Raw genomic sequence first — 11658 nt, forward strand, 5'->3', positions numbered from 1 at the left:
TTCTATTTTATATGAATCATTTTTATTTTATACAGGTTCGAATAAAGTCATTTCTTCGAATGTATTGAGTATATTAAAATCTAGCATATTATTCAATTTTTCATATACATTTAAAAAGCTCTACTACATGTCGAGGTCATGTAATAGAGCTTTTATTTATACAATTCTTCCACCTAAGTACAGCCCTATTAAAAAGAAGATAAAGCTTACAATAAGTGTACTTCCCGTATAAATTATTGCAGTCATATATTTTTTCTGTTGTGTCAAACGAACAAAATCAAAGGCAAAAGTAGAGAATGTCGTATAACCACCTAATATACCTAACGTAATAAACGCGAAGACAATTTGACTTTGTATGTTATAAATAATCATGAATCCCATAATCAAACTACCAATAACATTTACAATAAATGTAGCTATATAAAAAGGGCTTTGATATTTTTCGAAAGCAAGGACTGTTACGTAACGAAGAATTGCTCCAATCCCTCCACCTAGTGCAATCCATAAAATCATACTATCTGTTCTCCCCTCTTACGCAGGAGTAAAAAGCCTATGAATGCAGCTAGAAAGCAACTAATTGTTATTCCAATTGCATAGAGACTTGCGTAGAAAGGATTTACTTCAAAATGAGTAAACCATTCTGCTGAAAAAGATGAAAATGTAGTAAAGGACCCTAGTACACCCGTTGTCCAAAATAATTTCCAAACAGGTGCGGACCTTTGTAAATAGTATGCTTGTAAAGCCCCCATCGAAAAGCTACCTACAATATTCACAATCCACAATACCACCTCAGCAGGTGACCATAGAATAACAAAGTAGCGAAGCGTTGCTCCAACAGCTCCTCCTAAAAATACCGCTAAGAAGTTCATTCGCTTTCCTTTAACTGAAGTAATACTGGGCAATGATCACTCCCTAAAATGTCATCATGAATTTCAGCTTTTTGAATCGTATGAGCAATTCGGTTCGACACAATAAAGTAATCAATACGCCAACCGATATTGCGATCACGCGCTTTATTCATATAAGACCACCAACTATATTTACCTTCTTCTTCAGGATAAAGGTAACGGAATGTATCTGTAAAACCCGCTTCGAGTAAAGCGGTCATCGCTTGTCGTTCTTCCATTGTAAATCCAGCATTACCTACATTTGTTTTTGGATTTTTTAAATCAATGGCTTCATGTGCCACGTTCAAATCTCCACAGTAAATGACAGGCTTTTTCGCATCTAATTGTTGCAAATAATTTTTTAATTCCACTTCCCACTCCATACGTCCAGAAAGACGAGATAAGTCACGTTTAGTATTGGGTGTATATACATTCACCAGATAAAACTTTTCATATTCAAGCGTAATAATCCTACCTTCTTCTTCACTTGTTTGTTCCCCCACACCATAATGTACAGAAAGTGGCTTATGCTTAGTAAAGATGGCTGTACCAGAATAGCCTTTTCGCTCAGCATAGTTCCAGTATTGATAATAGCCTGGTAAATCTAATTCAATTTGACCTTCTTGGCATTTTGATTCTTGAATACAAAAGAAATCTGCCTCGACAGCTTGAAAGTATTCCATAAATCCTTTCTTAACAACTGCTCGAATACCATTTACATTCCACGATACGAATTTCATATATGATTTCCTCCCGTTTCCTATGTAAAAAAGCTCCTATGAAAGCTCGTTTCCTTATAAGGTTCCGAACTTTCTAGTAGCTTTTTAAAATTATTTAGGTTGTGCTACATCCTCACCAACAATACGCACTTCTGTTTCTAAATCTACACCGAATTTTTCTTTCACAACTTGTTGAACCATTTCAATTGTCTTGATATAGTCGGTTGCTGTTGCATTGCCTTTATTAATGATAAATCCTGCGTGTTTTGTTGAAACTTCTGCACCACCAACACCTTTTCCTTGTAAGCCACTATCTTGAATTAACTTACCAGCAAACATGCCTGGAGGGCGTTTGAATACACTTCCTGCTGAAGGATATTCTAACGGTTGTTTTGATGTACGTTTATGCGTTAAATCTGCAATTGTTGCATCAATTTGTTCTTTATTGCCTTTTTGTAATTCAAAAACAGAAGAAAGTGCGTAGAAGCCTTTTGATTGGATCACACTTTTACGATAGCCTAATTCTAATTCTTCTTTCGACAGAACAACTACATCGCCTTCATGTGTTAAAACTTTACAACTTTTAATGACATCATTAATTTCGCCACCATATGCGCCTGCGTTCATCGCCATCGCACCGCCAACTGAACCTGGAATACCACATGAGAATTCCAAACCTGTTAGTGATTCTGCTGCTGCTGCTTTTGACACATCAATAATAAGCGCACCTGATTGTGCATATACAGTTGTACCTTCAATATGAATTTGGTTAAGCTTTGAAAGGTTTAATACGATTCCACGCATTCCACCATCACGAATGACCATGTTCGATCCATTTCCTAATAAGAAAATCGGGATATTATTTTTGCGTGCATATTTTACAACTGCACCTGCCTGCTCTTCTGTAGTCGCCATGACAAATACATCCGCAGGCCCTCCTAATTTTGTCATTGTATATTTATTTAAAGGTTCATCAATTTTAATATGCTGAGGGTCAACAATTGCTTCTAGTTCTTTTGCCCATTGTAATTTCATAGTTGAAACATACATTCCTTTCTCGAATAAGTTCATTTAAAACGTGAATATACATTAGACATTCTACCTGTATTTATTCATTAAAGCCACTCTTTCGACCATTTTTCAATCGCACGAATTGTGCTTTCTAAACTCATACCTTTATCTGTTAATTGATATTCTACGCGAATGGGTATTTCTGTATGAACATGACGTTCAACAATCCCTTCTTTCTCTAATTCCTTTAAACGTTCAGATAGTAAACGCCCACTAATTGGTAAACTCGATTGTATTTGATTAAAACGTCTTGGACCATCTAATAAATCATACAAAATTAAACCGACCCAACGCTTCCCAATCAAATCCATCGCTTTGGATAATCGAGGACATAATTCTTTTTGTGTCATCTTCTTCACCTCGTACTTTCTATTGTACAGATTTCTTGTGTGTGTGACTAATTGTAATAATGATCTGTGCGAAAATGAACAAATCTTTATGTTTCAGTATAAGGATAAGGGGAAAAAGTGAGTGTAGAAGATTTGTGAAGAAACGTCGCAACTGTCTTCCATTACCTCGAATGTTTTTATCTCGAATTAAAAACTCTTGAATTCGAGATAAAAATGCGTTATGATGTATTCAATACCAAATAATAAACAATTCTAGGAGGATTTATAATGACAAAACAAGTATTTAAAGTAGATGGCGCACACTCAAACTTAGGTTTCGAAGTCAAACATATGATGATTGCAAAAGTACGTGGTTCATTCGATACATTCACTGCAGACTTAAAATTAGATCCAGAAGATTTAACAGATGCTGAAATCAAATTTACAATCGACGTGGCAAGCATTGATTCACGTAACGAAGATCGCGATACGCACTTACGTTCTGAAGACTTCTTAGATGCTGAAAAATATCCACAAATGACATTTGTTGCGACAGATATCAAAAAAACAGATGATGCAGAGTATGATTTAACAGGTGATTTCACAATTCGTGACGTAACTAAACCTGTTACATTTAAAGTAGAATATGCTGGTCGCGGACGTAACCCATGGGGTGCAGAAGTTGTAGCATTCGAAGCAAACACAAAAATTAACCGTAAAGACTTTGGCTTAACATGGAACTCAACTTTAGAAACAGGTGGCGTACTTGTTGGTGAAGAAATTAAAATCCATGTTGAAATTGAAGCAAATCCTTTAGACTAAACTCAAAAGAAAAAGTATATAATCTAAATCGAGAGACATTGTGCCCATTGGTGCGATGTCTCTCGATTTATTTTTAAAATAAATAAAAAAGAGTCACACACGAATGTACGACTCTGATTATATGAATTAAGCGTTCACTGTTACGTTCGCTAATTTTTGTGCTGCTGCTTTTACTGCTTCGAAACCAGCTGCTTTGATTTCTTCAGCTTTTGCAGGCATTGCGTTATGACCCTCGATGATTACTTCATCAATGATTTCCATACCGAATACGCCGCCAACTACTGCTTTGATGTAGTTTACTGCCATTTCCATACCAGCTGTTTCTGGAGTTGAGTAGATACCGCCACGAGCATTTAAGATGATCGCTTTTTTATCTGTTAATAATGATACTAAGTTACCGTTCTCGTCATATTTGAATGAGAATCCAGCAGCATATACGTAATCGATGAATGTTTGTAATTTAGCTGGGATTGTTAAGTTCCAAAGTGGGAAAGCAAATACAACTACATCTGCGTTTGTTACTGCTTCACGTGCTTTTGTTTGAGCAGCCATTACAGCAGCTTCTACTTCGTTTAATTCTTCGCCTTGGGCTAATTTACCGTAAGCGTTGAATACGTCTTGACCGAAGTATGGAGTATCTTCTTCATATACATCGTAAGTTGTTACATTTACGTTGTCTAAACCTTTTACAGATTCCATGAATACTTCGTACATTTTACTTGAAACGCCTTCTGTTGAAGGACGATTATTTGCTTTTACTACTAATACGTTTGTCAAAATAATCTCTCCTATTTATATAATCAATTTTATTATTGTCTCGATTTCGAGATAAATTAATCATACAGAAAATCGTTTTTTAAGTCAATCAAAAAACCTACGACTTTCGACTGAAAATCGTAGGCAAATCTTTATTAAAGTTCACATTGTCCGTCTTTACATACACCAGATTCACCTGAACCCATCATTTTTAACCCTGGACGTAAGCCTTCTTCTTCGGCAACTTGTTTAATTGCTTGTTCAAATACAGAAGTTGGTTGTGCTCCTGATACAGCATATTTTTCATTTAGTACGAAGAATGGAACACCTTGTACACCAATCTCACGTGCTTGTTGGATATCTGCAAGTACTTCTGCTGCAAATTGATCCTCTGTAAGTAAATCACGTACAGCTGCTTCCTCTAGCCCTACTTCTGTTGCAAGTGATACTAAGACATCTGTATTCCCAATCTTCATACCTTCTTCAAAGTAAGCTTTTAGTAAGCGTTCTGTCATCTCTTTTTCAAGACCATGCTCGCCTGCAAATTTTGATAGACGATGTGCTTTAAATGTATTGGCAGGAGTCATTTTATCAAAGTCATAATGTAAGCCGACTTCTTTTGCACGAGCTGCAATACCTTCTGTTTGTGCTTTTGCTTGTTCTTCAGAAGAACCAAATTTACGCGCTAGTGCTGTATACATCGATTCGTCTGATTCTGCTGGTGTTGTTGGATCTAATTGATATGCTTTAAATTCCACATCAATTTTCCCTTCAAAACCTGTATTTTTAATCGCTTTTTCTAATTCTCTTTTGCCAATGTAACAGAATGGGCATACATAATCTGACCATACTTCGATTTTCATTCCAATCACCTCTCATCCATTCTATAAGGAAAAGGAATCGAAAAGCAATTTATCAGCTCATACCCTAATAGGTATTTAAAAAACTAAAAAAATACGCACTTACTATTAAAGCAAGTGCGCGTATTTTTTATTATTGAAACACTTCTGTTAATGTTGGAACGATTTGTTTTTTACGTGATACTATACCTTTTAGCTCAATTTGATTATTCACTAAAATCGTACCAAATGCTTCAGCTGAACGTGTTGCTAAATAACCTGCTGGTACTGCAACTGAATTATTATTTAAAATATCTGTTACAACGAAGAAGAATAAGTCTAACCCTTTTTCTGCAACTTCTTTATTTAATAGTAATTCAAGTTCTGCTTGGCGACTTAATACATCATTCACGTCTACAGCATTTACTTGTGCAATGATGACTTTACTTGAACCCATCTCAAATTCTTTTGCATCAAGTGATAATAAATCTTCTAGTGATTTATCTGATAAGTCTGCGCCTGCCTTTAACATTGCTAGACCATATTCTTCTAAGTTAACACCTGCTTTAGCAGCTAATTCTGTCGCTGCTTTCACGTCTTGTGGCGTGCAAGTAGGTGATTTTAATAATAATGTATCCGATACGATAGCAGATAGCATTAAACCCGCATAGTTTGCTGGAACTTCTACATCATTCTCTTTGAACATTTTGTTTAAAATCGTTGCTGTACAACCAACTGGCTCTGCGCGGTAGTAAAGTGGGTTCGCTGTTTCAAAGTTTGCAATACGGTGATGATCGATTACTTCGCTAATTGTTACATCTTGAATATCTTCAGCAGATTGTTGGAATTCGTTGTGGTCTACTAGGATCACTTCTGCTGCTTCAGGTGCAACTTTTTCAACAAGGCGTGGTGCATCGAAACCGAATTTTTCTAAAGCGAATGCCGTTTCATTGTTTACTTCACCTAAACGTACTGCTTCTGCATCTACACCTAGTTGTTGTTTTAAGTAAGCATAAACTAATGCAGATGTAATCGTATCTGTATCTGGATTTTTATGCCCGAAAACTAAAATTTTGCTCATATTCTAAATTCCTCCTAAAGAAATGTACTTACTTATTTAATCCTATGTATTTTACCATATTTATAAATGAAAAAAAATGAAATGAAACGCCGAAACTAAAAATTCGTTTACTTACTATTTCACCTTTAACTCTTTTGAAAATCGTTATTTTTTAACAATTTTTTGTCTATTATATTATATATAGTCCGATTAGTATCTAATAAATCGTTAATTATGATATTATTTTGATATAAACGAAATGAAAAAGAGGTAGAACTATGGAACATGCAATCGAAAAGAAATACATTCCTTTAGCCAACTATTTTCATGTATTAAAAGAACCGGTGATTCAACTTTCTTTTTCTGAAATAGAAACGATTATTGGACAAAAGTTGCCAAATGCAGCTTATTTAAATAGGAGCTGGTGGACAAAAACAAAACCACCTTTACAACATTTTTTAGCGTGGACAGAAAAAAACTACTTCGTTTCAAAAGTACAGCTTGGTTTTTATGTACAATTTGAACGCTCTGCTCAACAAGTACAACAAAACAAAACAACAAATGACGCAACATGCACATATATTATTCGCCAAGCTGAGTTAAATGATGTACGCAATTTAACGCGTTTTATGCATCGCTTAAAAGAATTAGAGCCGATGAATCACTATGATTTCTTACAAGCTCCTGATACTTTATCCGCTTTACGTAAAAGAATTTCGCATTGGAATATTAAAAATGCCGGACAATTTTTTGTGGCAGTTGTTGACGGACATATTCGTGGTGTTGCACAAGTCTGGCGACATATCTCACAAGGATTCCAACATCGTGCCATGACATCAATTCAACTCATGCCAGAATATCAAAAAGCAGAAATTGCACATGATTTACTTTGTGCAGTAGAAGAATGGGCAAAAGAACAAGAGATTGATCGATTAGATGCATCTGTATTAGATGGTAATCATCATACACTGACGTATTATAAAAGTAGACAATTTGAAGTTGAGGGTACAAGGTTACATGCAATTCACGTGAATGGACAATTTTATGATGAAATTTTCTTAGGTAAAATGTTAACACAACCGCCTACGCACACAGAGACCACAAAAGAAGAAGTTTACGCATAAAGCAAAAGTAGCGAATGGGCTGAAAACCACTCGCTACTTTTATTATTTGCATATTAAATATTCTGTTGTAAATCGTTCATAAGCATCTAGATTTACATCATATCCAATACCTGCTTTTTCAGGTAAATGAATAACACCCTTCTCTACAACAACTTCAGGAATAATCAAATCTTCTTCGAAATAGTGACGAGAACCCGAAGTATCAGCTGGTAATGTGAAATTTGTTAATGTCGCAATCGCAACACTATGCGCACGCCCAATACCTGCTTCTAGCATACCGCCACCCCACATCTTAATACCCTCTTTACTCGCTTCTTCATGAATTAATCTAGCTTCTTCAATACCACCAACACGCGCAATTTTAATATTAAAGATTCGTCCAGCATCGAGGGCAATAGCTGTTTTTGCATCTTTCAAACTACAAATGCTCTCATCTAAACAAATCGGTGTTTTTAATTCTTTTTGTAACGTCGCATGCTCTATTAAATCGTCTGCTCCAAGTGGTTGCTCAATCATCAATAGATTATAGGCATCTAGTTCTTTTAATAAAGGAAGATCTTCTAATGTGTAGGCTGAATTCGCATCAACCATAAGCGGTACATCTGGATAGCGCGCGCGAATCGTTTTGACTAATTCAACATCGTTACCTGGCTTAATTTTCACTTTAATTCGTTTCGCACCATTTTGTAATGCCTGCTCTATTTTTTCATATAGTTGCTCACTTGTCGGTTGTAATCCAATACTTACACCTACTTCTACTTCATTTCGGATACCGCCAATTACCTGATACAGTGGTTTATTCATTCGTTTGGCATAGACATCCCAAATCGCTGTTTCAATAGCTGCCTTTGCCATTGGATTACGGCGATAAACCGATAAAAGTTCACGTACTTCACTGGGATGCTGAAAATCTACATGGAGTAATCTCGGTATATAAAAATCTCGCAACATATGCCAACAGCTTTCGACTGTTTCTTCTGTGTACCACGGAATTTCAAAGGCATCCCCCTCACCGTAACCACAGAAACCTTGATCATCATAAGCCTCTACTATAATAAATACTTTATCTTGTACCGTACCAAAGCTTGTCGTAAAAGGGTGCTTCATTCGCATTTTCATTTTTCGTAAAACAACTTTTTCAATTTTCATGTTCGTTTATCACCCTAACACTGGTGCTGATTGCTGTCTTGCTTGCTCTAATGCTGTCATAACAGCGCGTGATAGAATATCTACACCGACAATTAATTGGTCATGATTAAATGTCATATGTGGATGATGAAGTCCTGGTACTAATCCACAACCAAGACCAAGCATAGCCGCTTTAATATGAGGACGACGTTTTGTATAGAAATGGAAGTCCTCTCCTCCTGGTGTGATGATTTCTTCACCTAAATGATCTTCACCTACTGCTTCAATAATCGACTTTTTCAAAATATCTCTCGCTTCGTCACTTACTTCTGCAGCAGCGATATCTAATAACACTTTTTGTTCGATATGCGCTTCGTACATTTCTGATACGGCACGAATACTTCGGCTAATCCCTTCACCTAACTGTTCCATTGCAGCATTTGTTTGCGCACGTGCATCCATCGTTAAAATGGCTTTACCTGGAATAACATTCCCTGCCTCACCACCTGCTTGGAAGCGTGTCACTTTAACAGACCAAGGAATTGTTGTATCCACATGGATCGACTTCAAAGCGTCTACTAAACTACTACCAATCTCAATCGCATTTTTTCCAAGATGAGGACGAGCAGCATGTGCCTCTTCACCATAAATTTCACACGATACTTGGCGTGATGCACCATGATGAAGTGCTGGACTAAATTCACCATCTTTTAATTCTTGGATTGGGCGAACATGTACACCGAATAAATAATCTACATCATCCATTAGCCCTGTATCAATGACCGATAACGCACCCTGCCCTTTTTCTTCCGCAGGTTGGAAGATGACGCGAATTGTACCGCCTTCGTCCATTGAAAATTGATTTTTATCAATTAATTCTTGAATAAATAAACAAGCACCAATAGCCATTGTCATATGTCCATCATGCCCACATGAATGATTCGCACGGAATTCGCCGTTTACTTCTTGCCATAGCGCATCCATGTCTGTTCTTAGAGCGACAACCGGACTGCCACTACCAAACTCAACATATAAACCTGGAATACGTTCAAAAAGATGTACTTTAAACCCATGACCTTCTAGTAAATTTGCAATATATTTGGTTGTATTTATTTCACTCCAACTTTTTTCTGGATTCTCATGCAAATGTGAAAATACTTCATCTAGTGTTGGCTTTAATGTCTTTAACAAGTCACTATTCATTTTAATCCCCATCCTTTTCTACTTACATACATTATATAATCAATCAGTCCGTTATAATGAAACTAAATGAATTTTTAAGGAGTGCGTTTTCATGCAAAAAACAATACAAGAAATTTTGGAGTTCCGAAAAGAGCGCGGTTGGCACCTTAATCAAGATGCACGTGCTTTAGCTATCTCAATTTCACTTGAGGCAAATGAATTATTAGAGCCTTTTCAATGGAAAACAGGTGAAGAAGCAACTGCTACGTATCACCAAGCAATTAAAGAAGAACTAGCTGATGTATTCATTTACTTAGTTGCTCTCGCTGATCACATGGATATTGATTTACAACAGGCTGTTTCTGAAAAACTAGCCAAAAATCTCATTAAATATCCAGTACCCGAAAAATAATGTGTTTAACTTATTAATATTATGATAATGGAATATTTCAATAATTAACATCATAAACACTCTGTTTTTATTAAAATAAAAAAGTGTAGTGATTTTTAAATGCATCACTACACTTCTTTATTAATCAATTTCCATTTGTTTCGTTTCTTTTCCTAAGAAGATAATTGCAATAATGGCAATGACAATCGCAATCGTGAAAATTGTAAAAATACTACTAATATCCACGCTTCTCGCTGTTAACACCCCAACTAATAGCGGTCCGAAAATCCCACCTAAACGACCTACAGAAGCGGCCATACCTGAACCTGTCCCACGAATAATTGTTGGATAATTTTCAGGCGTATAAGCGTACAATGCACCCCATGCTCCTAAATTGAAGAAAGATAGGAACATACCTGATACTAGTAGCATCGCTGTCGTGTCTGCAAAACCGAATGTTAAAGCACTTACTGCTGTACCAAGTAAGTAAAGTGATAACACAAATTTACGCCCTACTTTTTCAATAATCCAAGCTGCTGTAAAATAACCTGGTAATTGTGCAAGTGTCATAATCAGTACATATTCAAATGATTGAATCATGCTGAATCCTTTCATGACCATAACACTTGGTAACCATAAGAACATACCGTAATAAGAGAAGACCACCATAAACCAGACAATCCATAGCATGAGTGTACTCTTTGCATACTCTTTCTTCCAGACAGACTGTATATTTTTCCAAATCGATTGTCTTTTTGATTTATTCGCCTCGTATTTTGGTGAATCAGGTAAACTAATACGTAAATAAATCGCATAGAACGCTGGAATCGCTGTTAAGATTAATGCCACGCGCCATCCGTATGTTGGGATGACAAAATACGAGATAATCGCTGCAAGTAGCCAACCACCTGCCCAGAAGCTCTCTAAAAGAACGACTACACGTCCACGCTCTTTTGGTGCGACACTTTCAGAAACTAATGTTGAAGCTACTGGTAATTCCCCGCCGAGCCCCATTCCTACGAAGAATCGTAGTACCATGAAAGCTGCTAGCGTTGTTGTAGCAGCTGATAGACCACTTGCTACAGAAAAAATAACGAGCGTCCACATGAATACAGATTTTCGTCCAAAACGATCTGCCATCAAACCAAATGCGAGTGCACCAACAGCCATACCAATCGAGTTGATACTACCAATCCATCCCATCTCTGTCGGCGTTAAATTCCACTCTACTGCTAAAGCTGCAATAACGAATGATAAAATTCCTACGTCTAATGCATCAAAGAGCCAGCCAACTCCTGCAATTGCTAATAATTTATTTCGTGTAATCGGCTTCTTTTTGCCTTTTGTCAT

The 11658-nt window shown here is 36.5% G+C and carries 14 protein-coding genes; 3 read left to right on the forward strand and 11 right to left on the reverse strand.

The genetic code is table 11. The annotated features are described in order from the left end of the window. Window positions 1-156 precede the first annotated feature (156 nt). The 5 genes from QN089_RS13565 to QN089_RS13585 form a co-directional block, all read right to left on the reverse strand. Window positions 157-513 (reverse strand): fluoride efflux transporter FluC, encoded by a 357-nt coding sequence (locus tag QN089_RS13565; protein WP_285215507.1) that lies wholly within the window; start codon window positions 511-513, stop codon window positions 157-159. Further along, window positions 510-869, reverse strand: a complete 360-nt coding sequence (locus tag QN089_RS13570; protein ID WP_285215508.1) for a fluoride efflux transporter FluC — start codon at window positions 867-869, stop codon at window positions 510-512. Before QN089_RS13570 ends, QN089_RS13565 begins: the two co-directional genes overlap by 4 nt. Beyond that, window positions 866-1627 carry an exodeoxyribonuclease III gene (locus tag QN089_RS13575; protein ID WP_068450536.1) on the reverse strand — a complete coding sequence of 254 codons (762 nt, stop codon included), beginning with the start codon at window positions 1625-1627 and terminating at the stop codon, window positions 866-868. The genes QN089_RS13570 and QN089_RS13575 overlap by 4 nt, the downstream gene beginning before the upstream one ends. 90 nt (window positions 1628-1717) lie before the next feature. Then, window positions 1718-2641: a UDP-N-acetylmuramate dehydrogenase gene (gene murB, locus QN089_RS13580; protein ID WP_068457183.1), complete on the reverse strand. Its 924-nt coding sequence runs from the start codon at window positions 2639-2641 to the stop codon at window positions 1718-1720. Window positions 2642-2721: 80 nt separating this feature from the next. Next, window positions 2722-3027: a winged helix-turn-helix transcriptional regulator gene (locus QN089_RS13585; RefSeq protein ID WP_068450530.1), complete on the reverse strand. Its 306-nt coding sequence runs from the start codon at window positions 3025-3027 to the stop codon at window positions 2722-2724. Between the two features lie 267 nt (window positions 3028-3294). On the opposite strand from QN089_RS13585, the gene QN089_RS13590 reads away from it, so the two are divergent. Then, window positions 3295-3828: a YceI family protein gene (locus QN089_RS13590; RefSeq protein ID WP_068450528.1), complete on the forward strand. Its 534-nt coding sequence runs from the start codon at window positions 3295-3297 to the stop codon at window positions 3826-3828. A 126-nt stretch (window positions 3829-3954) separates the two neighbouring features. Here the strand turns inward: QN089_RS13590 and QN089_RS13595 are convergent, their stop codons facing one another. The 3 genes from QN089_RS13595 to QN089_RS13605 all read right to left on the reverse strand — a co-directional run bounded on the left by QN089_RS13595 (window position 3955) and on the right by QN089_RS13605 (window position 6504). After that, window positions 3955-4605, reverse strand: a complete 651-nt coding sequence (locus QN089_RS13595; protein WP_087681096.1) for an FMN-dependent NADH-azoreductase — start codon at window positions 4603-4605, stop codon at window positions 3955-3957. Window positions 4606-4739: 134 nt separating this feature from the next. Next, complete coding sequence (locus tag QN089_RS13600; protein WP_285215511.1) at window positions 4740-5447, reverse strand: DsbA family oxidoreductase; 708 nt, start codon at window positions 5445-5447, stop codon at window positions 4740-4742. Window positions 5448-5577: 130 nt separating this feature from the next. Then, complete coding sequence (locus QN089_RS13605; protein ID WP_068450524.1) at window positions 5578-6504, reverse strand: manganese-dependent inorganic pyrophosphatase; 927 nt, start codon at window positions 6502-6504, stop codon at window positions 5578-5580. Window positions 6505-6761: 257 nt separating this feature from the next. Between QN089_RS13605 and QN089_RS13610 the strand changes: the two genes are divergently transcribed. After that, window positions 6762-7607, forward strand: a complete 846-nt coding sequence (locus QN089_RS13610) for a GNAT family N-acetyltransferase (protein WP_068450522.1) — start codon at window positions 6762-6764, stop codon at window positions 7605-7607. 42 nt (window positions 7608-7649) lie between these two features. Here QN089_RS13610 and menC read toward each other — a convergent pair whose 3' ends face one another. Continuing rightward, window positions 7650-8756 carry an o-succinylbenzoate synthase gene (gene menC / locus QN089_RS13615; RefSeq protein ID WP_285215513.1) on the reverse strand — a complete coding sequence of 369 codons (1107 nt, stop codon included), beginning with the start codon at window positions 8754-8756 and terminating at the stop codon, window positions 7650-7652. Window positions 8757-8765: 9 nt separating this feature from the next. Further along, a complete protein-coding gene (locus QN089_RS13620) occupies window positions 8766-9938 on the reverse strand; it encodes a M20 peptidase aminoacylase family protein (RefSeq protein ID WP_087681095.1) in 1173 nt (390 codons plus the stop codon). A gap of 91 nt (window positions 9939-10029) precedes the next feature. Here QN089_RS13620 and QN089_RS13625 point away from each other — a divergent pair, with 91 nt between their 5' ends. Then, window positions 10030-10329, forward strand: coding sequence for a nucleotide pyrophosphohydrolase (locus tag QN089_RS13625; protein WP_121177127.1), 300 nt, complete (start codon window positions 10030-10032; stop codon window positions 10327-10329). 120 nt (window positions 10330-10449) lie between these two features. Here QN089_RS13625 and QN089_RS13630 read toward each other — a convergent pair whose 3' ends face one another. Then, window positions 10450-11658, reverse strand: coding sequence for an MFS transporter (locus tag QN089_RS13630; protein WP_121177165.1), 1209 nt, complete (start codon window positions 11656-11658; stop codon window positions 10450-10452).

Origin of the sequence: Kurthia sp. YJT4, from assembly GCF_030219945.1 — a bacterium.
GTDB lineage: Bacteria > Bacillota > Bacilli > Bacillales_A > Planococcaceae > Kurthia > Kurthia gibsonii.